The sequence below is a fragment of the Streptococcus ruminantium genome (assembly GCF_003609975.1).
GTDB classification, from domain to species: domain Bacteria; phylum Bacillota; class Bacilli; order Lactobacillales; family Streptococcaceae; genus Streptococcus; species Streptococcus ruminantium.
The window spans coordinates 2066547-2090539 of sequence record NZ_AP018400.1 but is presented as its reverse complement, the minus strand read 5'-3'; the positions used below and the strand labels follow the sequence as shown (position 1 = coordinate 2090539).

General features: G+C 37.6%; 21 protein-coding genes, 3 tRNA genes, 1 pseudogene and 1 other annotated feature. Of the genes and pseudogenes, 15 read left to right on the top strand and 10 right to left on the bottom strand.

Annotated features, from left to right (window positions below; all coding sequences use genetic code 11):
- Nucleotides 1-298: 298 nt before the first annotated feature.
- Both SR187_RS09830 and SR187_RS09825 read right to left on the bottom strand, forming a co-directional pair.
- Nucleotides 299-1096, bottom strand: a complete 798-nt coding sequence (locus SR187_RS09830; protein WP_120172443.1) for a ParB/RepB/Spo0J family partition protein — start codon at nucleotides 1094-1096, stop codon at nucleotides 299-301.
- A gap of 60 nt (nucleotides 1097-1156) precedes the next feature.
- On the bottom strand, nucleotides 1157-2332 hold the full coding sequence (locus SR187_RS09825; RefSeq protein WP_120172442.1) for a S1C family serine protease: 1176 nt from the start codon (nucleotides 2330-2332) through the stop codon (nucleotides 1157-1159).
- A 191-nt stretch (nucleotides 2333-2523) separates the two neighbouring features.
- On the opposite strand from SR187_RS09825, the gene rlmH reads away from it, so the two are divergent.
- Nucleotides 2524-3003 (top strand): 23S rRNA (pseudouridine(1915)-N(3))-methyltransferase RlmH, encoded by a 480-nt coding sequence (gene rlmH, locus SR187_RS09820; RefSeq protein ID WP_024531474.1) that lies wholly within the window; start codon nucleotides 2524-2526, stop codon nucleotides 3001-3003.
- Between the two features lie 24 nt (nucleotides 3004-3027).
- Nucleotides 3028-3712, top strand: a pseudogene (locus SR187_RS09815) (YoaK family protein).
- Here SR187_RS09815 and SR187_RS09810 read toward each other — a convergent pair.
- Nucleotides 3710-3783 (bottom strand) — tRNA-Arg (locus SR187_RS09810). The pseudogene SR187_RS09815 and the gene SR187_RS09810 overlap by 3 nt on opposite strands.
- A gap of 117 nt (nucleotides 3784-3900) precedes the next feature.
- Between SR187_RS09810 and SR187_RS09805 the strand changes: the two genes are divergently transcribed.
- Nucleotides 3901-3972 (top strand) — tRNA-Glu (locus SR187_RS09805).
- A 5-nt stretch (nucleotides 3973-3977) separates the two neighbouring features.
- Nucleotides 3978-4050, top strand: a tRNA-Asn gene (locus tag SR187_RS09800).
- 75 nt (nucleotides 4051-4125) lie between these two features.
- Here the strand turns inward: SR187_RS09800 and SR187_RS09795 are convergent.
- From SR187_RS09795 to SR187_RS09785, 3 genes are all read right to left on the bottom strand, one after another.
- Nucleotides 4126-6702 (bottom strand): YfhO family protein, encoded by a 2577-nt coding sequence (locus SR187_RS09795; protein ID WP_120172441.1) that lies wholly within the window; start codon nucleotides 6700-6702, stop codon nucleotides 4126-4128.
- Between the two features lie 36 nt (nucleotides 6703-6738).
- Nucleotides 6739-8361, bottom strand: a complete 1623-nt coding sequence (locus SR187_RS09790) for an ABC-F family ATP-binding cassette domain-containing protein (RefSeq protein ID WP_120172440.1) — start codon at nucleotides 8359-8361, stop codon at nucleotides 6739-6741.
- Between the two features lie 64 nt (nucleotides 8362-8425).
- Complete coding sequence (locus SR187_RS09785) at nucleotides 8426-9298, bottom strand: YitT family protein (RefSeq protein WP_120172439.1); 873 nt, start codon at nucleotides 9296-9298, stop codon at nucleotides 8426-8428.
- Nucleotides 9299-9400: 102 nt separating this feature from the next.
- Nucleotides 9401-9613: a binding site (T-box leader), on the top strand.
- A gap of 46 nt (nucleotides 9614-9659) precedes the next feature.
- On the opposite strand from SR187_RS09785, the gene trpS reads away from it, so the two are divergent.
- From trpS to SR187_RS09770, 3 genes are all read left to right on the top strand, one after another.
- On the top strand, nucleotides 9660-10685 hold the full coding sequence (trpS, locus tag SR187_RS09780; protein WP_120172438.1) for a tryptophan--tRNA ligase: 1026 nt from the start codon (nucleotides 9660-9662) through the stop codon (nucleotides 10683-10685).
- Nucleotides 10686-10915: 230 nt separating this feature from the next.
- Nucleotides 10916-12397 (top strand): IMP dehydrogenase, encoded by a 1482-nt coding sequence (gene guaB, locus SR187_RS09775; RefSeq protein WP_120172437.1) that lies wholly within the window; start codon nucleotides 10916-10918, stop codon nucleotides 12395-12397.
- A gap of 120 nt (nucleotides 12398-12517) precedes the next feature.
- A complete protein-coding gene (locus tag SR187_RS09770; RefSeq protein ID WP_120172436.1) occupies nucleotides 12518-13078 on the top strand; it encodes a hypothetical protein in 561 nt (186 codons plus the stop codon).
- A 168-nt stretch (nucleotides 13079-13246) separates the two neighbouring features.
- Here the strand turns inward: SR187_RS09770 and recF are convergent, their stop codons facing one another.
- Both recF and yaaA read right to left on the bottom strand, forming a co-directional pair.
- Nucleotides 13247-14341, bottom strand: coding sequence for a DNA replication/repair protein RecF (gene recF / locus SR187_RS09765; RefSeq protein ID WP_120172435.1), 1095 nt, complete (start codon nucleotides 14339-14341; stop codon nucleotides 13247-13249).
- Between the two features lie 2 nt (nucleotides 14342-14343).
- Complete coding sequence (yaaA, locus tag SR187_RS09760) at nucleotides 14344-14727, bottom strand: S4 domain-containing protein YaaA (protein ID WP_120172434.1); 384 nt, start codon at nucleotides 14725-14727, stop codon at nucleotides 14344-14346.
- A gap of 73 nt (nucleotides 14728-14800) precedes the next feature.
- Between yaaA and yfmF the strand changes: the two genes are divergently transcribed.
- From yfmF to apf, 8 genes are all read left to right on the top strand, one after another.
- Nucleotides 14801-16054, top strand: a complete 1254-nt coding sequence (gene yfmF, locus SR187_RS09755) for an EF-P 5-aminopentanol modification-associated protein YfmF (RefSeq protein WP_120172433.1) — start codon at nucleotides 14801-14803, stop codon at nucleotides 16052-16054.
- On the top strand, nucleotides 16051-17334 hold the full coding sequence (yfmH, locus tag SR187_RS09750) for an EF-P 5-aminopentanol modification-associated protein YfmH (RefSeq protein ID WP_024531485.1): 1284 nt from the start codon (nucleotides 16051-16053) through the stop codon (nucleotides 17332-17334). Before yfmF ends, yfmH begins: the two co-directional genes overlap by 4 nt.
- A gap of 80 nt (nucleotides 17335-17414) precedes the next feature.
- Nucleotides 17415-18275, top strand: a complete 861-nt coding sequence (gene rodZ / locus SR187_RS09745; RefSeq protein WP_120172432.1) for a cytoskeleton protein RodZ — start codon at nucleotides 17415-17417, stop codon at nucleotides 18273-18275.
- Nucleotides 18276-18285: 10 nt separating this feature from the next.
- Nucleotides 18286-18825, top strand: coding sequence for a CDP-diacylglycerol--glycerol-3-phosphate 3-phosphatidyltransferase (gene pgsA, locus SR187_RS09740; RefSeq protein WP_024531487.1), 540 nt, complete (start codon nucleotides 18286-18288; stop codon nucleotides 18823-18825).
- The gene (locus tag SR187_RS09735; RefSeq protein ID WP_024531488.1) at nucleotides 18825-19661 is read left to right on the top strand and encodes an energy-coupling factor ABC transporter ATP-binding protein; all 837 of its coding nucleotides are present in this window, start codon (nucleotides 18825-18827) and stop codon (nucleotides 19659-19661) included. Before pgsA ends, SR187_RS09735 begins: the two co-directional genes overlap by 1 nt.
- A complete protein-coding gene (locus SR187_RS09730; protein WP_024531489.1) occupies nucleotides 19637-20479 on the top strand; it encodes an energy-coupling factor transporter ATPase in 843 nt (280 codons plus the stop codon). The genes SR187_RS09735 and SR187_RS09730 overlap by 25 nt, the downstream gene beginning before the upstream one ends.
- Nucleotides 20472-21266: an energy-coupling factor transporter transmembrane component T family protein gene (locus SR187_RS09725; protein ID WP_120172431.1), complete on the top strand. Its 795-nt coding sequence runs from the start codon at nucleotides 20472-20474 to the stop codon at nucleotides 21264-21266. The genes SR187_RS09730 and SR187_RS09725 overlap by 8 nt, the downstream gene beginning before the upstream one ends.
- Before the next feature lie 131 nt (nucleotides 21267-21397).
- A complete protein-coding gene (gene apf, locus SR187_RS09720) occupies nucleotides 21398-21967 on the top strand; it encodes an aggregation-promoting factor (protein WP_120172430.1) in 570 nt (189 codons plus the stop codon).
- Nucleotides 21968-22084: 117 nt separating this feature from the next.
- Here apf and sdaAA read toward each other — a convergent pair whose 3' ends face one another.
- A complete protein-coding gene (gene sdaAA, locus SR187_RS09715; RefSeq protein WP_024531492.1) occupies nucleotides 22085-22957 on the bottom strand; it encodes an L-serine ammonia-lyase, iron-sulfur-dependent, subunit alpha in 873 nt (290 codons plus the stop codon).
- A gap of 12 nt (nucleotides 22958-22969) precedes the next feature.
- Entirely contained in the window at nucleotides 22970-23641 is a 672-nt protein-coding gene (gene sdaAB, locus SR187_RS09710) for an L-serine ammonia-lyase, iron-sulfur-dependent subunit beta (protein WP_024531493.1), read from the bottom strand.
- Nucleotides 23642-23993: the final 352 nt, after the last annotated feature.

Genomic DNA, 23993 nt, shown 5'->3' with positions numbered 1-23993 from the left:
CATTTGAATTTTATTTTTGCTTATGACTAAAGTATTTTGTAACGTCTCAATTATAGTCTCTATTTATTTCTTATTATATTTAGAATACACACTTCTAAACTTATTCCTTTAGGAAGGAGTGCAATTTTCTCCCCATAGTTTTGGTTCATCAGGAAATATATTATCATGTGTCTTAAAATAATACTCTCTCACTACTTCAACCCACTTATTTATCATATTAGCCGCCAACAATGCATCACTGGAAGGGTATAAAGTTAAAAATAGGGTTGTAAGTTGTGCTAAAGTAATAGCCGAATGTTCACCTGGAGTCGTTAAACCAAAATCTGTGCGCCCGACAGTATTTTAAACTGTTGATAATTCTTTCAAATTCATCTAGATTATCAAAATGAATCCGAATCTCCCCTTTCCCATTTTTTTTCTGGAGAATTTTTGTAGTTGTTCCAAGATGCTGGCTAATAATGACCTCTTGTTCTTTTAAAAATGGATTGTTCTGTCTAACTTGTTTCTTCTTTTTATTGGACAATACTTTTTCAAGCGCGTGCACACTTAAATCTTTTTCTAAAATGATTTGAATCCATTCAGCTTGTTTTTCCTCGGAAAGTGAGAGCAATTGTCGCGCGTGCCCCTGTGAAATTTTTCCTTCTTCTACAGCTTTTTTTGTTTGAGTGGATAAGTTTAAGAGTCGCAATATATTACTGACATAAGGTCTTGATTTTCCCATAATTTGGGCAATTTTATCATGTGTCAATCCTTTATTTATCAAATTATTATAAGATTGCGCCTCTTCAATAGGATTTAAATCTGAGCGTTGTAGGTTTTCTATAATTGCCTGACGGAGTAAATCATCATCAGTTAAATCTTTTACAACGGCCGGTATTTCAGTTAGACCAGCTAATTGACTGGCGCGTAATCTTCTTTCTCCAGCCAATAATTCGTATCCAATAACGGACGATTTTCTTACAATAATCGGTTGAATCAATCCATTTTCTCTGATAGATTGCGCTAATTCAGCCAGTTTGATTTCATCAAAATGAACTCTTGGTTGATAGGGATTTGGATGTATCTCTGAAATATTTAGGGTACGTAATTCTTCCATATGAGCTTATTTTAACAAAAAAATCTATACTTTACAATTGTGTAAAGTATAGATTGTAAATTATTGACTGAGTTGCTCCGTAGAATGTGTCAACTTGATGTCAACTGTTTGCTTTTTATTGTTACGATAGTAGGTAACCTTAATCGTATCACCAATTTTATGCTTGTAGAGGATACTTTGAAGATCGCTCTTATTTTGAACAGCTTCACCGTTAATCTCAGTGATAACATCAAAGGTTTCAAGTTTTCCATCAGCAGGTAACCCCTTCTGCGTTGAAACAACTACAACACCAGATGTTAATTTGGTATCTGATAATCCAGCTTTTTCTAATTGTCCAGTTGACAAATCTGTCAAATTGACTAGTTGGAAACCGAGAGCAGGTCGGATAACTTTACCATTTTTCTCAATTTGATTGATAATAGCTACTACATCATTAGCAGGAATAGCAAAGCCCATCCCTTCTATAGCAACACCGGATCTCGATGTACTCTTTTTACTTGAATTGATCCCCACAACTTGTCCTTTAATATTTATCAGTGGACCACCTGAATTACCTGGGTTAATGGCTGCATCTGTTTGGATAGCGTTGGTAGAGATAGTTTGTCCATCTTCTGATTGTGAGGTGATAGTTCTACTCAAACTAGAAATAATACCTTGTGTAACAGTATTAGCATAGACACTACCAAGTGGGCTACCGATAGCGATAGCAGGTTCACCGACCTTGATAGTATTGGAGTTAGCAAATTCGGCAACAGTAGTGACCTTATCAGCAGGAATCCTTATTACAGCTATGTCAGAATAAGTGTCAGAACCAACAAGTTCTCCTCTGACCTTTTCTCCTGAAGTTAGAAGAATATCTATTTTTTCTGCGTTATTGATAACATGCGTATTGGTAACAACGTAGGCATATTTATCGTCTTTTTTATAGATAACACCCGAACCTTCTCCAGCTACTACAGGTTCATCCGGTGTATCAATATTTCCGAAGATGGAGCGTAGGCTATTGTTTGCTGATTTTTGATAGTTAATTACTGAAACAACAGCATTTTGCACCTTTTCTACTGCTTTTGTAGTAGAGGTCTCATTATTGTATTGCACCTTGCTGACATTTGTAATAGTAGAATTTGCCTGTTGTTGTGCTTGTGGTTGAAAGAAAGAGGCAGTCATGAAAGAACCAACTAAACCACCCAAAAGACCAACAGCAAACAGAATAGTAAATTTCAAATATTTTTTCATACAAGAATTCCTACCAATTTCTTTATTTTTTCCTAAGATTACTCCTACTTTCTTAATTATAACTTAAAGTTTCTAAAAATCAATCCACAAACTGTGGATAACTATTGAATAATGTGAAAAAAAGTCAGTTATTATCTCATTTTCTAAAAATATTTTCAGTCAAGTTATTGTGGATATGTTACAATAATTTTATGAAAATAAAATTGATTACTGTTGGAAAATTGAAAGAAAAATATCTTAAAGATGGTATTGCAGAGTACAGCAAACGTTTGGGACGTTTCACTAAGTTGGAGTTGATTGAACTTCCAGATGAGAAAACACCAGATAGAGCTAGTCAAGCGGAAAATGAACAAATTTTGAAAAAAGAATCTGATCGAATCATGACTAGGATTGGGGAACGAGACTTTGTTATTGCTTTGGCGATAGAGGGACAGCAGTTTCCTTCTGAGGAATTTAGTAAAAAATTATCTGATATTGTGATAAATGGTTATTCAGATATAGCTTTTATTATCGGTGGCAGTCTAGGGTTAGATTTAAATGTCAAAAAAAGAGCCAATTTATTGATGAGTTTCGGAAAACTAACGCTCCCACATCAATTGATGAAATTGGTTCTCATAGAGCAAATTTATCGTGCTTTTATGATCCAACAAGGAAGCCCCTATCATAAATAGTTTCACGTGAAACAAGGAGTTAATATGAATCAAAAAGATTATCGTATTTTTGAGGGTTTACGCATAGCTTGTTCCTTGACCTTTATTAGTGGTTATCTAAATGCTTTCACTTTTGTGACTCAGGGTGGACGTTTTGCTGGTGTACAATCAGGGAATGTTATTTCTCTTGCTTATTTTTTAGCTAGAGGTGACTTTGTGCAAGTAGTGAATTTTTGTATTCCTATTTTATTTTTTGTATTTGGACAATTTTTTACCTATCTAGCTAGAAAATATTTTGAAAAACAATCGTGGTTCTGGCATTTTGGTAGTAGTTTAATCATGCTACTGTTGATTCTTCTTACTATTGTTTTGTCGCCAATTATGCCTCCTCCATTTACAATTGCCAGTCTTGCTTTTGTAGCTTCCATTCAGGTAGAAACATTTAGGAGATTACGTGGTGCTCCCTATGCTAATGTTATGATGACAGGCAATGTAAAAAATGCGGCCTACCTTTGGTTTAAAGGGACGATGGAAAGGGATCCTGAACTAAAAAAAACTGGTAGGAATATCCTATTTACCATCATAGGATTTATGCTAGGGGTTATCGTATCCACTCACTTATCTATCCAACTAAAAGAGTATGCACTCATTGGACTTATTCTACCGGTTCTATATATCAATTATAAATTGTGGCAAGAAAAAAAGACCTACCAGAGGTAGGACTAGATGATTCCAGCAGGATTCGAACCTGCGACCGTTCGCTTAGAAGGCGAATGCTCTATCCAGCTGAGCTATGGAACCATACTCTAACCTCCCTTATTGTACATTAAACAACGAGTTCTGTCAATACGGTAAAATTTTGAAAAATGTGTTGACAAAAAAAGACCCGTGTATTATACTAGTTATTGTTCCAAAGATGGTCCGTTGGTCAAGGGGTTAAGACACCGCCTTTTCACGGCGGTAACACGGGTTCGAATCCCGTACGGACTATTCTTTCCGCCATAGCTCAGTTGGTAGAGCGCATGACTGTTAATCATGATGTCACAGGTTCGAGCCCTGTTGGCGGAGTAAATAAAGTGTAGGAGACCTTGAGAAATCAAGGTTTTCTTTATTTTCAAGTAACAGTAAAAAAAACCGAGGAAATTAACTTTCTCGGTTTTTGAAATACTTTCGTTTGAGCAACTGATAGACAATAAAGGTGGAGCTTGCGCAACAAGAGATAAGAAGCCCTAAATGAAATCCTTGAGGGATAAAGGTCATCACTACCTTTGTCTGACCGGGTTTTACATCTAGTTTCATCAAACCATTCTGAGCCTTTTGAATGTTAGCTGTTTGACCATCAATGGTTGCTCTCCAACCTTTATCATAAGGCAAAGTAAAGAGTAGTGAGGCTTCTTTTTCAGTTTTAAAATCAACAATCACATTATTTTTATTTGTTTTTACAGCTACATTTTTCTCTTTTAGGCTTGCCATTGCGTGTTGAAAGGCAGTCAAGTCTAATCTGTAAAATTGTGGTCTATCAAATGATACTTGATTATTTTCTGGGAAGTAAATGTTCACTTGTACCTGCGTTTCAGTATCAAAATTTCCTATGTTAAAGAAAGAAAAGGTATTATCAAGTGTAAACTCACTTGACTGATTATTGACAGTAATGACAACTTTTTTATGATTCTCATTTGCTAAAGTTAGTTTAGGTAAATTTAAATATACTTGGCTATTTGCAGGAACTGTCAATGTATAACTGGCTTGAGCTGCATTTTCATCATCTTTCTTATTAACTGTTATTCTATCACTAAGTTCAGTTGTATTTTGTGAGGAAATGCTAGTAAGGGAGTGATAGTATTTTTGAGAAAGCCCTGTAATTTGATTGAGAAACTTGGCTTGATTGTCAAGTGTTAAATTAGTAAAGTTTACATCTTTGTAAACTCCTTCAGTCAACATTGCTAATTCTTGATGAAAACGATTTTCATAGATACCGATGTTATCCTTACTCTGATGCAGCATAAAACCAAATTTATTTGGGTCGGATGTGGCTAGATTGTACTTGATTCCAAATAGACTATCTGCAATAATAGTATTATTTTGATAACGGAGATTTAGATTGGTACCATCTGAGCGGAAGCCCAGTTTGTCTAATACCGAGCTAGAAGCTCGATTTCGGATTGACGAAAATTGAGAAATACCATTGTAATTAAATTTCATGCTGTCATTACCAGTTTGTGGCAACAGTCGCTCAGTGCGATAGAAAGAGTTATTGAAAGCTTTAGTTGATTTTACAAGACTGTCAATATTCGTTAATTTTTCTTCATAGTTTGAACGACTAGGAAAATGCCATTCATCAGATAAGCCCTGAACTTGATAGTGAGTATGCAGTCCAATTTCTAAGGTGCTAAAAGCCAGAAGAGCTATGTTAATCCATTTAGATGATTTGTAGCTTATGATGGTTACAAAAAGAATGAGATAGGCTACTAGAAATTCTAGTGTCAATAGGAAGTTTACATCCTTTAAAAAATCGTAATGATTCCTAAAGAGGTACGTTGCTAGAAAACCTACAAAAAGTAGAGAAATTATCAAGAGAATTGATTTAAATTTTAGTTGGTCTAAGCGTACTAAGGTCTCTGCTGCTAAATAGATAAGCGAAGTTGAGAGTACCCAGGCATATCGATAGAGAAACATATTTGGCGCATGCATACCTTGCCAAAATAGATTGAGTGGTTGGAAATAAAAACTTGCGATAATAAAGATAAAAAGTAGGGCATAGGAGAGCTTGATTGTCCATTTTACTTTTGTTAGTGTAAAGAATAGAAGCGCCAGTATGAGTGGTACTAGACCTACTGAAATCATGGGTATAGATCCGAATTTTGTTGTATCGAAGCTACCTACTAAATTTTTAGCAAAAAAGTCTAAGTACCAAGAGTCGTCAGTTTTGAGATTGACAATCTTTGTAAAGGTCTCTCCATGAGTTTTTAAATCTAAATAAGTTGGAAGCAGCATGAACATACTACTTAAAGCAGATAGAATTGACACGGTGGTAAAGGTGATAAAGGTTTTTATTTTCCCAGTCTTCAACCAAGAAATCTGGACTAATGTCCATAGTGTCAGAAAAATAGCAGCCATGTAACCAAAATAGTAATTTTGGACAAATAAACAGGTCAGAGAAATGTAGTAAATAATTTGCCCTTTTCCTGTTATTAGTTTATGTAGGCCAAGTAGGATGATGGGGATAAGAATAAAAACATCTAACCAGCTACTAATTTCCAATTGGCTTGTAGCAAAACTCATCAAGGAGAAGCTGGTAGCAAGTAAGATTGCCCATCCATTTTTTAGATTGGAATGAATTCCTTTTAAACTAGTAAAAGTTGACAAACCTGTCAATCCAAACTTGACAATAGTGAAAAGATAAAGGGCATCTGGCATGGATTGTAAATTAAAGAAGAAAGCCAAAGGAGATAGAAACGATCCTAAATAGTAGGAAGAGAGGGCGTAAAAATTAAGCCCTAAACCACTTGTAAAAGTATAAAATAAGGAACCGTCTCCGTGTAAAATGTTTCGCAAGGTCTGGTTGAAAATAACATATTGATGAAAGCTATCGCTTGCCAATATAGTTGTATCGCTGCCCCACCATATTCCCTGGATTGATAAGGTGATTGAAATGATAGTTAGTGGTACAATGAATGATAGAATATAATAAAAGGGTTGGTTAGTAAATAATTTTTTCATAGGCTTAAAAGAAAAGGCGATTCAATCGCCTTTTTATTATACTTTCCAAAGTTCTTGTACTTTAGCTTGTACTTCAGCATTTTCCAAGAATTCATCGTAGGTTTCATCAATACGGTCAATGACCCCATTCTTGGAAATAACGATAATGTGGTTAGCTAAAGTTTGAATAAATTCATGGTCGTGGCTAGCAAAGATAATTGATTCTTTGAAGGCTTTTAAACCATCGTTAAGACTTGAAATAGATTCCAAATCTAAGTGATTGGTTGGATCATCTAACACTAAGACATTGGACTTGAGGAGCATGAGTTTAGATAACATCACGCGCACCTTCTCTCCCCCCGACAAGACGTTTACAGGTTTGTTAACCTCATCACCTGAGAAGAGCATACGACCTAGGAAACCACGCAAGAAGGTATTGTCATCTTCTTCCTTGCTAGCAAATTGACGAAGCCAGTCAAGAATGGATTCATTTGTGTCAAAGTCACGAGTATTATCTTTTGGCAGATAGGATTGACTGGTAGTAATCCCCCATTTGACAGTTCCTTCGTATTCAATATCTCCCATGAGGGCACGAATCAAAGCAGTTGTTTGGATGTCATTTTGTCCAATGAGAGCTGTCTTATCACCTGGACGTAAGATAAAGCTGATATTATCCAAAATAGTTTCACCATCAATAACAACTTTTAAGTTTTCAACAGTTAAGAGGTCATTACCGATTTCGCGTTCGGATTTAAAATTGATAAATGGATATTTGCGGCTAGAAGGGATAATTTCTTCTAGTTCAATTTTATCTAGCATTTTCTTACGGGAAGTTGCTTGTTTGGATTTTGAGGCATTGGCAGAAAAACGGGCAACGAATTCTTGTAGTTCCTTAATTTTTTCTTCGGCTTTGGCATTGCGGTCAGCCTGTAGACGGGCTGCCAGCTCACTTGATTGTTTCCAAAAATCATAGTTACCAACGAAGATTTTGATTTTTCCAAAATCCAGATCGGCCATGTGTGTACATACTTTATTGAGGAAGTGGCGGTCGTGAGAAACAACGATAACGGTATTCTCGAAATCAATCAAGAAGTCCTCTAACCAGTTAATTGATTGAATATCCAGACCATTGGTTGGCTCGTCAAGGAGTAAGACATCCGGCTTGCCAAAGAGAGCCTTGGCTAAGAGAACTTTTACCTTCTCACCATTTGTCAGTTCACTCATATTTTGATAATGGAGTTCTTCCTTGATGTTCAAATTTTGAAGTAATTGTGAAGCCTCACTCTCTGCTTCCCAACCACCAAGCTCAGCAAATTCGCCTTCTAATTCTGCAGCGCGCACACCATCCTCGTCAGAAAAATCTTCCTTCATATAGATGGCATCTTTTTCTTTCATGATATTATAAAGTCGTTCATTTCCCATGATAACAACATCAATCACGCGCTCTTCTTCGTAGTCAAAGTGATTCTGACGGAGAACGGACAATCGTTCATCCGGTCCAAGGGAGATGTGACCGGTAGTTGGTTCAATATCACCTGCTAAAATTTTCAAGAAAGTTGATTTACCTGCACCGTTGGCACCAATCAATCCATAAGTGTTTCCGGCTGTAAACTTAATATTGACATCATCGAATAGTTTGCGGTCGCTAAAGCGAAGCGATACATCTGATACTGTAAGCATAGTTTCTCCTATATTTCTGTCTGTTAATTTTATTGTACTAGAAAGAACTTGAATTTTCAATGAATTACATTGGGATCAAGATATCTTCATCATAATGTTTGTGATCTTTTTGGAGACTGAAACCACGACCATGAACTTGACTGGCAGGCATAACTACCATAAAGGCTGTTTCATCAATACCTAAAATAGCGGATTCAAGTTTCTGCATTTCGGGAATAGAGATCGTTGTCATGAGCATGCGCTTGTCAACTCCTGTAAATCCTCCGAGAACAGGAAACTCCGTCACGCCACGATCAGCTACTTTTGTGATATATTCTTTGATCTGCGGATAATTTTGAGAGATAATCATGACATTTCGTAACGACTCTGTTCCTGATATCATGCGATTGACAATATAGGTAATGGTCATAAGGGCAATGACTGAGTACATGACAGTATCGGGATCAAAAGCAATAAACCCAAGACCGACGATTATACCGTCAATGATTGCCATGGTCATTCCAAGCGAAAGGGGAGTATACTTATGGAGAAATTGAATGAGAATTCCAGTTCCTCCAGTTGAAGAGTTTCCAAGGAAAACCAATCCGAGTCCAAAGCCAATGATAATACCACCGAAAATAGCAGCAAGAAGAGGATTTTCTGTCAATTTCGGTAAACTAGCTGTCAACTTGATGCAAAGTGGGTAGACAACAGCACCGTAAACAGTTTTGACAAATACAGATTTTCCTAAGAAGAACCAGCAAATAACTAATAGGGGGATATTGCAATAGAGAACAAAATCGGAAGGGTTCCAGCCCAAAAGAGCATTAAGAGCTATTGCCAATCCTCCAACTCCTCCTGATACAATATTATTTCCTAGAAAAAAACTGTTGAATCCAATCGCCATAACGATAGAACCCAGTGTCACATAAGTAAAATCCTTTATACGTTCTTTCATATATCCTCCTTGTCGTCTGTTATAAAATGCAATCTCTATTATCCCTAATTTAGATCTTATCGTCAAGGTTTTACCAACTTGACTTTCTAATTTTTTGAGGTTATAATAAATATCAATCAGAATAGTAGTGAGAAGATGATTTTAAGAGAGCTTGTGGTTGGTGAAAACAAGTAAGAGTCGCTTACGAATGGGCTGATTTATCATGGAATCTGAACAAGATAAGAGGTTGATTAGCAAGGCCTTATAATGCAAAAAAAGATGTAGGCTTTCACGAGCTTATAAGTGAGGTGGCACCGTGTCTTTGACGCCCTCGCACAGTTTTCTGTGCGTGGCTTTTTATTTATTTAAAGAGGAGAATTGTATGACTAAACCTATCATTTTAACTGGAGACCGTCCAACGGGTAAATTGCATATTGGTCATTATGTTGGTTCGTTAAAAAACCGTGTTTTACTACAAGAAGCTGGACAACACGAACTCTTTGTTTTTTTGGCGGATCAGCAAGCTTTGACTGATCATGCTAAGGAGCCTCAAAAAATTGTTGAATCGGTTGGGAATGTCGCCCTGGATTATTTGGCAGCTGGTTTGGATCCGGTTAAAACAACGATTTTTATTCAGAGTCAAATTCCCGAGTTGGCTGAATTAACTATGTATTATATGAACTTGGTTTCAGTTGCTCGCTTGGAACGTAATCCTACTGTTAAGACAGAGATTGCTCAAAAAGGTTTTGGTGAAGGGATTCCAGCAGGATTCTTGGTATATCCAGTTTCTCAAGCAGCGGACATTACAGCTTTTAAAGCTAATTTTGTTCCCGTTGGTACCGATCAGAAACCAATGATTGAGCAGACACGTGAGCTTGTTCGCAGTTTTAATCACGCCTATGAGACGGATATTTTAATTGAACCGGAAGGAATTTATCCTGAAAATGAAGCGGCAGGTCGTCTGCCAGGTTTGGATGGGAATGCTAAAATGTCTAAATCTTTGGGAAATGGTATCTATTTAGCAGATGATATGGATACATTAAAGAAAAAAGTTATGTCCATGTATACAGATCCTCATCATATTCGTGTTGAAGATCCGGGTAGCATTGAGGGGAATATGGTTTTCCATTATTTAGATGTTTTTGGTCGTAAGGAAGATAGGCCTGAAATTGATGCTATGAAAGAACACTATCAACGTGGTGGTTTAGGAGATGTCAAAACAAAACGTTATCTACTAGAAATTTTAGAGCGTGAGTTGGGTCCTATTCGTGAGCGCCGTCTGGAGTTTGCTAAGGATATGGGACAAGTCTATACCATGTTGGAAGAGGGGAGTCGAAAGGCTCGTCAAGTTGCAGCAGTAACACTTGATCAGATCAAAACAGCGATGGGAATAAACTATTTTAAATAAGGTTGACAATAAAAGAGCAATGTTAAAAAAACGTTGCTTTTTTCATTCTATTTTTCACGAAGTGAAAACTAAACGTTCGATTTCATAGAGCAAAGTCGGATGGAATTTTCTGAATTTTTTTGAATAGCTATATTAAGGCGAATAATGTTTGACAAATGATTTCAAAATGTTATCATAAATAAAATGCAAATAGCAATATCGCTATAATTAAAAAGGAAAAGAGGAAGAAAATGTCAAACTGGGACACTAAATTTTTGAAAAAAGGTTTTACTTTTGATGATGTACTGCTTATTCCGGCAGAGAGTCATGTTTTACCGCATGATATTGATTTGAAAACGCAATTGGCATCAAATTTGACGCTCAATCTTCCGATTATTTCAGCAGCTATGGATACTGTGACAGATAGTAAGATGGCTATTGCTATGGCTCGTGCAGGTGGTCTGGGAGTCATCCATAAAAATATGTCTATCGCAGAGCAAGCAGATGAAATTCGCAAGGTAAAACGTTCTGAGAACGGTGTTATTATTGATCCTTTCTTTCTAACTCCTGAACATACAATCGCTGAGGCTGAAAAATTGATGGCAACTTACCGTATTTCTGGTGTACCAATTGTAGAAACAATGGAAAATCGTAAGTTGGTAGGTATCATCACTAACCGTGACATGCGTTTTATTTCTGATTATTCTCAGCCAATTTCGACAAATATGACTAGTGCTGAGTTGGTAACAGCTCCGGTTGGCACCGATCTTGCTACCGCTGAAGCTATTTTGCACAAGCATCGTATTGAAAAGTTACCGTTGGTTGACGAAAATGGTCGTCTATCTGGTTTGATTACCATAAAGGATATTGAAAAAGTGATTGAGTTTCCTCATGCTGCCAAAGATGAATTTGGTCGTCTTCTGGTTGCGGGGGCAGTTGGAGTTACTTCAGATACTTTTGAACGTGCAGAGGCTCTTTTTGAAGCTGGTGCAGATGCTATTGTTATTGATACAGCTCATGGTCATTCAGCCGGTGTGCTCCGTAAGATTAAAGAAATTCGTGACCATTTCCCAGACCGTACTTTAATCGCAGGAAATATTGCTACCGCAGAGGGTGCACGTGCTCTTTATGAAGCAGGTGTTGATGTTGTCAAGGTAGGTATCGGTCCAGGTTCTATTTGTACGACTCGCGTCATCGCTGGTGTTGGTGTTCCGCAGATTACAGCAATATATGATGCGGCTGGTGTTGCGCGTGAATATGGTAAGACTATTATTGCAGACGGTGGTATCAAATATTCTGGCGATATTGTCAAAGCGCTTGCTGCGGGGGGACATGCTGTTATGCTTGGTTCTATGTTTGCTGGAACGGATGAAGCACCAGGTGAAACAGAAATTTTCCAAGGTCGTAAATTTAAGACCTATCGTGGTATGGGTTCAATAGCAGCTATGAAACAAGGCTCAAAAGATCGCTATTTCCAAGCTTCGGTCAACGAAGCTAACAAGCTCGTTCCAGAAGGAATTGAGGGGCGTGTTGCCTATAAGGGATCAGTTGCTGATATGATTTTTCAAATGGTTGGTGGTCTCCGATCAGGTATGGGGTATGTTGGAGCTGGAAATCTAGCCGAATTGCACGAAAATGCTCAGTTTATCGAAATGTCAGGTGCTGGTCTGAAGGAAAGCCACCCACATGATGTTCAAATTACCAATGAAGCTCCAAACTATTCAGTACAATAATATCAAAAGAGTCTAAGATGGTAGTCTAAGACTCTTTTTGGTTTACGGATATTCTTTCATGATATAATAAAAGCGTCAATGTTGGTTATAAGATTGTATTTTTATGTAGGAGAAGAAAGCATGTACTTATTAGTATTTTTACAATCAGATAGGGAAATAAAAGTTGGATTGTTTGAAAATATACATCAAGGCAGAGAGTTTGTAAGACAAATACCGGGATATGTATTAGACGAACACTCGGAATTTATAAATGAATGTTTTAATCCTGCATTTTTGCCGGAATATTTGGAATTACATTATAATGGTCATATTGTTCCTATGACAAGGTTTATGTTTTTGGAGAATGAAAATGTCAGCATAATATGGGATGAATCAACTAATTTATCAGAGAATGGAAAAGGGACTATAGGTGGAAGTACAAGGGTAGATGCATATTCTATCAATAATGAAGAGGTATTTGACTATATATCGAAAAGAGAGGGAAATTATGGTCTTGTAAAGGCTTTTTTAGAAGAGCAAGGTTATCTAGTTGATAGGGCTTTCCTTGGTTCTGAAGACGGAGAGGCGATCCTGTACAAAAAAGAAAGAAATAGTACTTGGAAGTTTTTAGTTCACATGGATCCTAGTTTCGTTGCAGATGCTGATATTATCAAAAATATTTCTGAAGAAATTGAAGATTAAAAGGTAATGACGCGGTTAAGTGTGGTCTTGGTTTAAGAATAAATTAAATAGAATCCCTAGAACATCGGAATATTGATGTTTCTAAGGATTCTATTTTTATATGCTCTTAGCACATACATAGTAGAAAAATAGTTGATACATATCGATTGACAATCTTGTAAAGTTTGTTTACATGTTTTCTACTATTTTTCCGTTGTTGACACGGAAGATCTTTAAACTATCTGGGAGCTGTTGCAGATGATCCAGAGATGTTGTTGTGATAAATGTTTGAATGGTATCGGTAATGGTTTCAAGCAGTTTGAGTTGTCGACTGTTGTCTAACTCGCTCATAACGTCATCTAGAAGGAGGATAGGATATTCTTTGGTAACTTCTCTCATTAGTTCGATTTCAGCAAGCTTGAGTGAGAGAACTAAACTGCGATGCTGCCCTTGACTTCCATAATGAGCGTTCATGTCATTTATAAAAAAAGCTATATCGTCACGATGAGGTCCAACTCCGGTATTTTTTTTGAACAAGTCACGTTTACGACTTTTTTCTAACTCTGTCAAGAATTTATCAACTAGATTGACAGGTTCTGTAAAAGAGATTGACGACTGGTAATCAATCGTTAATTTTTCTTTATGATTAGAAATGTCTCTAACTTTCTCGTTACCAAATTTTTCTAGTTTTTTGAGAAAGTCTAAGCGATGCTGAATTACTCTACTGCCGTAATCAGCTAATTGGTGGTCTAAAACACTGAGAAAATCCATATCAATTTTTTCTGCCGCCTTCAGATAGGAATTTCTCTGCTTTAGAACGTGATGATAATTGGATAAGTCAGAGAGGTAGAGAGGCTTAATTTGTCCTAGTTCAACATCAATAAATTTTCGTCTCAGTGCAGGAGCTCCCTTAATTAACTGCAAATCTTCAGGGGCAAATAAGACGACATTCATTTGTCCAATGTAATTAGAGAGTTTAGCTTGTTTGAGATGGTTAATCTTTGTTACTCGCCCTTTTTCTGTCAAGTTGATGTCAAGTGGGATATTACCACTTGTGCGATGGAGTAAACCATGAATTGATAACTCTTTTTCTTGAAATTGTAATAAATCCTTGTCCGTCCGAGTGCGATGGCTGCGTGTTAGGGCTAAAAAATATATGGACTCTATAATATTAGTTTTTCCCTGGGCATTCTCCCCTAAAAAGATATTGAGTCCTTGATGAAACTCAATATCTAGTTGATTATAGTTGCGAAAGTGTTTTAGTTGTAATGTTTCTAGCCACATGGTTACATTCCTGGGAAGCGGACAGGCTTTCTTTCAGTTTTTTTGGATGTATTCTTAGAAGGCTTTGTCTGTTTCTTGAGTTTTTTATTATCTTGATTCAACTTTTTGACAATGGCAGCTACTCGCTCTTTTTCGGCCTGTTCTTCTTCATGCTGTTTTCTTTCTTCCAAGCTAGGAGAGACGACGGTGATGACAATTCCGTGATCTGGTAAAGAAATAGTATCTCCTAGACGAATTTTTTTACCCCGTCTTTTTTCTTCTTCGCCATTAAAGAGGACAGTGTTTTCTTCTAAGAATCTTTTAATGGCCCCACCAGAATGAAGAATCCCAGTTGTTTTTAATAAAGATTGTAAAGTAATATAGTCATCAAACAATTTAAAGTTCATAAGTCACCTCGTTACAGAATATTATATCACAAAATGGTATAATGGAAGGTACAATGTTTGAAAGAGGAAGATGATGAAACTACAAGAAGGAGTAAACCTGCATTTTATTGAGACAGATCAGTTTACAACGAATCGCATCCGTCTGCGTTTTGCAGCTGAAATGAATGAGGCAACAGTTGCGGGGAGAGTCTTGGTTGCTAATATTCTCGAGATGGGGAATCAAGACTTCCAAACTTCACGGTCTCTCCGTAGCCGATTAGCTGAGTTGTATGGGGCGCATTTTTCAACGTCTGTTGCTAAGCGTGGCCGAGTTCATTGTGTGGATCTGACGATTTCCTATGTTAACCCGAACTATTTACCGGATAATGAAGATATTACATCCGGTATTCTTGATTTTTTGTATTCTTGTTTATTTAAACCTCTTCAAAAAGGAAATGGCTTTGATGAGAAAGTTTTTGATGTTGAAAAAAGGAATCTCATCAGTCTCCTTGAAGCAGAGATAGAAGATAATTTTTATCATGCAGATGTTGAGATTAGCAAGCTTTTTTACAAAGATCCGGCTCTTCAGATTTCAAAAGTGGGGCGTATTGATTTGGTAGAAAAAGAAACGCCTGAGTCAACCTTCAAGATTTATCGCAATATGTTGCGAATGGATAAAATTGATATTTTTGTTTTAGGTCAAGTTGATCAACAATTAGTCCAAGAAAGATTGGAAAAATTTGGTTTTAATTATAGGAATCCAAAATTAGAGTTAGAATACCATCAAGAGTACTCTAACATCACTCGAGAAAAAATTGAACGGAAACAGGCAAGGCAGTCTATTTTAGAATTGGCTTATCATTTACCGGTCGTTTACAATGATGTCAACTTTCCGGCGTTAGTAGTGTTTAATGGTTTGTTTGGGGGATTTTCCCATTCAAAGCTATTTATGAATGTTCGTGAGAAGGAAAGTTTGGCTTACACAATCGGTAGTCAGCTCATGATTTTCTCAGGTTTGATGAAGGTCTATGCAGGAATCAATCGTGGTGACAGACTTAGAGCAATGAAATTGATTAGCAAGCAATTACTTGATTTAAAATGTGGTAAGTTTACAGAAGAGGAATTAGCATTGACGAAGAATATGTTGATTTATTCTGCGACCTTAGCTCAAGATGGACAAAATAATCTAATCGAACAACTTTATAATGAAGTGAGTTTGGAAAATAGAGGTTTAAATTGGTCAGAATGGATAGAGGCTATAAAGTCTGTGTCAATAGATGATGTTATTCGTGTGGGACAAATGGTTAATTTACAGGCTGTTTACTTCATGGAGGGAACCGGGGAATGAGACTGATAAAAAAAATATATCCGTATATGAAAGAGGCGGTCTATCATGCGAGACTTGACAATGGATTGACAGTTGCACTATTACCAAAAACAGACTTTCATGAGACCTATGGTATTCTAACTGCAAATTTTGGAGCCTTGCATACACAGATTCAATTGGTTAGTGGTGATAGTGTCCAATATCCAGCAGGCATTGCACATTTTCTGGAACATAAGCTTTTTGAAACAGAGAGTGAAGAAGATGTCATGAATGCATTTGCTAAATTGGGAGCGAGTGCTAATGCCTATACTAGTTTTAGACAAACTAGCTTTCTATTTTCTACGACTCAAGAGGTGCTAGCTTCTCTATCACTTCTACAATCCTTCGTTCGAGAGCCATATTTTACGGAGGAGAACGTGGAAAGAGAACAAGGAATTATTGAGCAAGAAATTGAAATGTATCGGGATGATGTGGAGTATCGTTTGTTCACGGGGATGCTAGCTTCACTCTATCCAGATACACCTTTGGCGCATGATATAGCTGGAACGACTGATTCAATCGCTGCGATTACTGTGGCTGATTTATATGAAAATTTTGAAATATTTTATCATCCAAGCAATATGAATTTATTTGTTATTGGAAATTTTGATGTCGATCAGGTTTGGAAACAAATTTCCAGCTATCAAGCAGCGCAGATGGATGAACAAGGTTTAGGCTTTGAGAAGGTGTCTATTCAGAAATTACCAGTCCGTCAGCACAACATAGAACACTTCGAGGTGATAATGCCAAAACTGGCTGTGGGGTTGAGAGGAAATGATGAGTTGGACATAAAAACTATTCAGAAATACCGATTGAGTTTGCAGCTTTTGTTTACTATGTTGTTTGGATGGACCTCAAAGCGTTATCAGCAACTTTATGAGGCGGGAAAAATTGATTCGTCCTTCCAGTTTCAGTTGGAGGTAACACCTGATTATCACTACTTCATTATCTCAAGTGATACACAGGAGCCTATTACGCTCTCTAGCCTGTTAATGAAGGCTATCCGGAATTTTGAAGATGATGAGGATGTGACAGAGGATCATCTACGATTGCTGAAAAATGAAATGTATGGTGATTTTATTCGTGGTTTAAATTCTTTAGAATTTACTGCTAATTATTTTGTTTCTCAGTATTCGGAATATGAAGATATTTTTGATCTGCCTCAGTTGATACATACCATCCAGTTGGACGATATAAAAGAAGCTGGTCGACGCTTTATTCGTCACTGTGATATGACAGATTTTACTATTTTTCCAAAATAAACAAATTTAACCCGTCGAAATTTTCCTAGAATTTTGTTAAAATGGTATATTGTATACGATGGACGATAGGAGGGGGTTTTATGAGACAAAAGAGTATAGGAGAAGTGCTCAGAACTGCACGAGAAGTCAGAGATTGGACATTGGTTGATTTGCAACGAATGACAAAAATCCAAGCAAAATACTTACAAGCACTCGAATATAATGATTTTGACTATATTGCAAATGAGGATGATGTTACTTCTATTTTAATAGCATATGCTGAGGCACTGGATTTAGATGCGGATGTCTTACTAGAAGCTTATGAAACCAACAGCTTAGTAAAGTACTATGAATACGGGGAAGAGGAAATTTGTTCTTCGGAGTTGAGAAGGAGTTACAAGGATCGCAAACGTAAGAAAAAATCTTACCTTCCTTTGATATATTTATTGCTTGCGACTAGTTTGATTATCATTTTTGTGACCTATATTGTATATAGCCGGCTTCAAAATCAAGCCAATCCTACCCTTCAAACGACATCTTATAGCGTGGTTGGGCAAGCTATTTCAAAGACTAGTACTGATTCTGAGAAGAGTATGGCTGAGTCTACATCTTCTAGCTCAACAGTTTCAAGTAGTTCCTCTATGGGAAATATAGCTATTTCAGGGTCAGGAGCACACATTGTAGCGACCATTACAAATGTCACCTATCCGTTAGAGATTGTTGTGTCGGTTAAGAATACAACAAGCTGGATTAGTCTATCTGGTACACCGCTGGCTGAGGGAGTAGTCCTATCGCCTGACAATCCAACAGTAACTACAAAGATTGAAAAAGGGGTGGCATCTGCCAATCTTGTATTGGGAGTTGTCAAGGGCACTGAGGTAACTGTAGGAGGACAAAAGATAGATATGTCAGCCCTTACAAGTGATACAGGAACAATCACTTTCAATTTTAAACAAGAATAAAGGTATTAGAATGAAAAAAGAAAATATTCCGAACGCTTTGACAGTAGGACGGATTTTAGTTATTCCTATTTTTATCCTTTTTCTGACTGTATGGAATACAGCAATTAGCCATATGGCTGCAGCTATCCTTTTTGCTATGGCGAGCATCACAGATTATTTGGATGGTTATTTGGCACGTAAATGGCAGGTTGTCACCAACTTTGGTAAATTTGCAGATCCGTTAGCGGATAAGCTTTTGGTGATGGCGGCTTTTATTATGTTAGTAGGGCTAGGTTTTGCTCCAGCCTGGGTGGTTGCTATTATTATCTGTCGCGAATTGGCGGTGACAGGTCTTCGACTGCTCTTGGTTGAAAATGGTGGGACGGTTTTAGCTGCAGCTATGCCAGGAAAAATCAAAACATTTTCGCAGATGTTTGCGATAATTTTCTTGCTCTTGCATTGGCAGATTATTGGACAGTTTATGCTGTATGTTGCCCTTTTCTTCACCCTTTATTCAGGTTATGATTATTTCAAGGGTGCTTCTTATTTATTCAAAGATACCTTTAAATGATGAAACATATTATAGAAGTAAAAAATCTCAAATACAAGTACGACCAAGAGGATGAAACATATACACTGAATGATGTTTCGTTTCACGTGAAACAGGGAGAGTGGTTGTCCATTATTGGTCATAATGGTTCTGGTAAGTCAACAACTGTTCGCCTAATTGATGGTTTGTTGGAAGCTGAATCAGGTGATATTTATATTGCAGGTGATCAATTAACCGCTGATAATATCTGGGAAAAGCGTCACCTGATTGGAATGGTTTTTCAAAATCCAGATAATCAATTTGTTGGTGCAACAGTTGAAGATGATGTTGCTTTCGGTTTGGAAAATCAAGGAATTGCTTTGGAAGAGATGCGATTGCGAGTTGCTGAAGCTTTGGAATTGGTTGGGATGGCTGATTTTAAAACACGTGAACCTGCTCGTTTATCTGGTGGTCAAAAGCAACGGGTAGCTATTGCAGGCGTGGTGGCTCTGCGTCCTAAAATTATTATTTTGGACGAGGCTACTTCAATGCTGGATCCTGAAGGCCGTCTGGATTTGATTAAGATTGTTCAAAGTATCAAAAATCAGCATGGCATGACAGTTATTTCGATTACACATGATTTAGATGAAGTTGCTCTTAGTGATAGGGTTATTGTGATGAAAAATGGCCAGATCGAGTCAGTTAGCACGCCGAATGAATTATTTATGCGCAATGATTTGGCGGAATTGGACTTAGATCAGCCTTTTACGACGGAACTGGTCGAATCTTTGCGTCAGGCAGGGCTTGATTTGCCACACCGCTATTTTACAGAGGAAGATTTAGAGGAAACGTTATGGGAATTCATCTCCAAGAAGTAAGCTATATCTATCAGGCTGGTACCCCCTTTGAAGGGCGTGCACTTTTTGGTGTTGATTTGGAGATTGTTGATGGGTCATATACTGCCCTTATCGGTCATACAGGATCGGGGAAATCAACGATTTTACAACTCCTAAATGGATTAAATGTACCGACAGAAGGTAGGGTGGTTATTGATGAGACAATCATTACCGCAACATCTGAAAATAAAGACATCAAACAGGTCAGAAAAAAGGTTGGTCTGGTTTTCCAATTTCCAGAGAGCCAAGTTTTTGATGAAACGGTATTGAAAGATGTTGCCTTTGGTCCACAAAATTTCGGGGTTTCTCAGGAAGAGGCAGAGAATATTGCGCGTGAGAAGCTGGCTCTGGTAGGGATTGATGAAGGCTTATTTGAGCGTAGCCCATTTGAATTGTCTGGTGGGCAAATGCGCCGGGTAGCCATTGCTGGGATGTTAGCTATGGAACCTAGCATTTTAGTTTTGGATGAACCGACTGCGGGATTGGATCCAGCAGGTCGTCAAGAATTGATGGAGATTTTTAAGAAACTTCACGCTTCTGGCATGACGATTGTTTTAGTGACCCATTTGATGGATGATGTGGCTAACTATGCTGATTTTGTTTATATCATGGAAAAAGGAAAGTTGGTTCGTTCAGGTAAACCAGTAGATATTTTTCAGGAGGTTGATTTTTTGGAAACTATTCAATTGGGAGTTCCTAAAATCACAAAATTTGCAGCTAATTTGGAGCGAAAGGGCTTTGTGTTTGAACGTTTACCGATCACGATTGAGGAATTTACAAGGATGGTGACACATGGATAAATTGATTTTAGGTCGCTACATTCCCGGAAATTCTATCATTCATCGCTTGGATCCAAGGAGTAAGTTGCTAGCTATGTTTAGTTTTCTTCTTATGGTTTTCTGGGCAAGTAATCTAGTGACGAATGCTTTGCTATTTGCATTTGTTTTTGCGATGGTCTTGCTATCCCGTATTCGTCTGTCTTTCTTTATCAATGGTCTTAAACCTATGATTGGGATCATTCTTTTTACAACTTTTTTTCAGGTTTTCTTTACATCTGGAACGACGATTTTGTGGGAATTTTGGATTTTTAAGGTAACAGTAGAAGGTCTACAACAAGCAGGAATTATTTTTGCACGCTTTGTTTTAATCATTTTCTTTTCAACCCTATTGACCCTTACAACGACACCGCTAAGTTTAGCAGATGGTATTGAATCTGGTCTTGCTCCATTAAGGTATTTTAAAGTACCTGTACACGAGATTGGTTTGATGTTGTCTATGAGCTTGCGATTTGTACCGACCCTGATGGATGACACAACGCGTATCATGAATGCTCAAAGGGCGCGTGGCGTTGATTTCAATGAGGGAAATATCATTCAAAAGGTTAAGTCGGTCATACCAATTTTGATTCCTCTGTTTGCCTCTAGTTTTAAGAGAGCGGATGCTCTTGCAACAGCTATGGAAGCACGTGGTTATCAAGGTGGAGATGGACGAACAAAATACCGTGTTTTAGATTGGAAGTTGCCTGATACTTTGACCATTTTGGTTATGCTTATTTTGGCTGGAATACTTTATCTATTAAAAAATTAGGTAAAAGCGCTAGGAATAGCGTTTTTATTGTCTAATTTCAATTTTTCTGTAACATTTGTAATCTTTTCACAAAGTTTAAGTAATAGTTAGACGATAAGATAGACAGGTAACAGAAAGGAACATATATAATTATGAATAATACATTTAGGCAAAATTTGAAAGTAATTATTGCTGGGTTGATAGCAGGTCTATCCCTTTTGGTTGCTAGTGTGGTAAATGCAGAAACTTATACAGTGCAATCTGGCGATACTCTGTCAGAAATTGCTGAAACATATAATACGACTGTTAAAAAACTAGTTAGCCAAAATAAGATTAGTAATCCGGATCTTATCTATATCGGTCAAATCATTGAGCTAGGTGATGTAACTGTGAAAGTGGGGGACAAATCTGCTAAAAAAACTAGAACAGTAGCGACTACTTACCCAACTACTAAAGCAGCTACAACAACAGCTAACTCATATACTTCAAATTTGAGTCTCAGTGATGCAGCCGCTAAAGAATGGATTGCTCAAAAAGAATCTGGTGGTAGCTACGATGCCCGAAATGGTATCTATATTGGTCGTTATCAGTTAACAAATACTTATTTGAATGGAGATTACTCACCTGAGAACCAAGAACGTGTAGCGGATGCTTATGTTGCGAGTCGCTATGGTTCGTGGTCTGCTGCCTACCAGTTTTGGTTGGCAAATGGCTGGTATTGATATTCTGTGATAATCCATACGATAGGTGTCAACTTGTCTTGACATTTTTCAATGATTTTGGAGTTATATATAAAAAAGGACCGGTGTGGTCCTTTTTACACTATCTTGACAAGTTTGTCAACTTTCTCCAAAGATTTCTTGAGCCAGACGGCGTCCTGTTGGAGTAGTAGCTAGACCTCCTTCAGCAGTTTCGCGGAAAGCGGTTGGCAAGGCAGCTCCCACTTGATACATAGCACTGATAACCTCATCAACTGGAATTTTAGACTCGATGCCAGCAAGTGCCATGTCGGCTGCAACTAGGGCATAGCTTGCTCCCATGGCATTGCGTTTTACACAGGGAACCTCTACCAGACCTGCAACAGGATCACAGATAAGGCCGAGCATATTTTTTATGACGAAGCAGATGGCTTGACTAGCTTGATATGGAGTTCCCCCTGCTGCTAAGGTTAGAGCAGCAGCAGACATGGCAGCAGCAGAACCAACCTCAGCTTGACAGCCTCCCTCTGCTCCAGAAATAGAAGCGTTATTGGCGATAACGAGGCCAAAAGCACCTGCTGTAAATAGAAAATCAAGCTGTTCCTTTTCGGTCAGGTCTAATTTCTCTATGGCGACTCCTAAGACAGCAGGCAAGCAGCCTGCAGATCCTGCTGTTGGAGTAGCACAAACTAAGCCCATTTTGGCATTTAGCTCGTTGACAGCCATAGCATTGCGAGCTGCAGATAGGATTGTTTGATCGGCCAGTGTTTTTCCAGTGGCAATGTATCGATCTAACTTGGCTGCGTCACCGCCTGTTAATCCTGAAACTGATTTACTTTCTGTTAGGCCATCAACGATAGAGGACTTCATAACTGTCAAGTTTCTTGACATAATTGTCAAGATTTCCTCACGACTTCGACCTGTCAACTCAATCTCTGTTGCAATCATAAGTTCGGCAACGTTGCCAGAATATTGTTTGGTTTGTGCAACTAATTCTTCTATAGTGTGGAACACGATTTCCTCTTTCTAGTTGAAGAAGGTGACATTGTGTAAGTGTGGAATTTTCTCAATTTCGAGGATAGAATTTTCACACTGACGGGCGTCAACTTCAATAATCATAATAGCTTTTTCACCAGCCTTTTCACGGGTTACATTCATTTGAGCGATATTGATGTCATATTTGGACAGTATATCCGTTACTTTTGCAATCATACCTGGTACATCCTGATGAACAATGATGATAGTTGGAGTATTCATATTTAGGTTGACAGAAAAACCATTTAATTCAGTTACTTGAATGTTTCCTCCGCCTATGGAAACACCTGTTGCAGAGATTGATTTTTTTTCGTTTTTAATGATAATACGAGTGGTGTTTGGATGAGGTGTATTACTATCTTTATTGACACGCCAGTAAACTTTAATACCGCGCTCCTGAGCAATCTCTAATGAGTCAGGGATGCGTGGATCATCTGTATCCATACCCAAAATACCTGCTACTAGGGCTACATCTGTGCCATGTCCTCGGTAGGTTTTGGCAAAGGAATTATAAAGTTGAAATTCGACTTCTGTTGGTTCATCACCAAAGATAGATGATACAATTTTCCCGATGCGGACGGCTCCAGCAGTATGACTGGAAGAGGGACCGATCATAACAGGGCCGATAATATCAAAGACGGATTGAAATTTTAAATTTGTCATAGTCATCCTCATGTTTTTCTTCTGTCTATTATATCAAATTTTTAAGCACTGGGAAATATTACGCACAGGTAGCGTGGTAGTAAATTGCTCCAAAATAACCGGACAATGTGGTATAATACAGATTGTTCAAAATGGATCTTTACATCCTTTGAAAATCAAATTCAGATTTTGTTGATTTGATGAATGCGAAGCTTTACACGGGACTTATCTGAAAAATTAGAGGTAGAGTTCCATCCAGTTTTGCAGTTGCGGAATTATATTCACTATATTTGATTTGCAATCTCCAACTATTTTTGTAAAGTTGAAGCTGTTTGATTGATTTTCATTGAGTATCAGTATTTTGGACAAAAAA

Excerpts from the sequence above, each read along its gene's own strand:
- yaaA (WP_120172434.1), bottom strand. The coding sequence starts at position 14,727 with ATGAACTTTAAATTGTTTGATGACTATATTACTTTACAATCTTTATTA.
- SR187_RS09725 (WP_120172431.1), top strand. The coding sequence starts at position 20,472 with ATGGATAAATTGATTTTAGGTCGCTACATTCCCGGAAATTCTATCATT.
- SR187_RS09825 (WP_120172442.1), bottom strand. The coding sequence starts at position 2,332 with ATGAAAAAATATTTGAAATTTACTATTCTGTTTGCTGTTGGTCTTTTG.
- pgsA (WP_024531487.1), top strand. The coding sequence starts at position 18,286 with ATGAAAAAAGAAAATATTCCGAACGCTTTGACAGTAGGACGGATTTTA.
- yfmF (WP_120172433.1), top strand. The coding sequence starts at position 14,801 with ATGAAACTACAAGAAGGAGTAAACCTGCATTTTATTGAGACAGATCAG.
- rlmH (WP_024531474.1), top strand. The coding sequence starts at position 2,524 with ATGAAAATAAAATTGATTACTGTTGGAAAATTGAAAGAAAAATATCTT.
- SR187_RS09785 (WP_120172439.1), bottom strand. The coding sequence starts at position 9,298 with ATGAAAGAACGTATAAAGGATTTTACTTATGTGACACTGGGTTCTATC.
- SR187_RS09735 (WP_024531488.1), top strand. The coding sequence starts at position 18,825 with ATGAAACATATTATAGAAGTAAAAAATCTCAAATACAAGTACGACCAA.
- SR187_RS09770 (WP_120172436.1), top strand. The coding sequence starts at position 12,518 with ATGTACTTATTAGTATTTTTACAATCAGATAGGGAAATAAAAGTTGGA.
- rodZ (WP_120172432.1), top strand. The coding sequence starts at position 17,415 with ATGAGACAAAAGAGTATAGGAGAAGTGCTCAGAACTGCACGAGAAGTC.
- guaB (WP_120172437.1), top strand. The coding sequence starts at position 10,916 with ATGTCAAACTGGGACACTAAATTTTTGAAAAAAGGTTTTACTTTTGAT.
- SR187_RS09730 (WP_024531489.1), top strand. The coding sequence starts at position 19,637 with ATGGGAATTCATCTCCAAGAAGTAAGCTATATCTATCAGGCTGGTACC.
- recF (WP_120172435.1), bottom strand. The coding sequence starts at position 14,341 with ATGTGGCTAGAAACATTACAACTAAAACACTTTCGCAACTATAATCAA.
- yfmH (WP_024531485.1), top strand. The coding sequence starts at position 16,051 with ATGAGACTGATAAAAAAAATATATCCGTATATGAAAGAGGCGGTCTAT.
- trpS (WP_120172438.1), top strand. The coding sequence starts at position 9,660 with ATGACTAAACCTATCATTTTAACTGGAGACCGTCCAACGGGTAAATTG.
- SR187_RS09790 (WP_120172440.1), bottom strand. The coding sequence starts at position 8,361 with ATGCTTACAGTATCAGATGTATCGCTTCGCTTTAGCGACCGCAAACTA.
- sdaAB (WP_024531493.1), bottom strand. The coding sequence starts at position 23,641 with ATGACAAATTTAAAATTTCAATCCGTCTTTGATATTATCGGCCCTGTT.
- SR187_RS09830 (WP_120172443.1), bottom strand. The coding sequence starts at position 1,096 with ATGGAAGAATTACGTACCCTAAATATTTCAGAGATACATCCAAATCCC.
- SR187_RS09795 (WP_120172441.1), bottom strand. The coding sequence starts at position 6,702 with ATGAAAAAATTATTTACTAACCAACCCTTTTATTATATTCTATCATTC.
- apf (WP_120172430.1), top strand. The coding sequence starts at position 21,398 with ATGAATAATACATTTAGGCAAAATTTGAAAGTAATTATTGCTGGGTTG.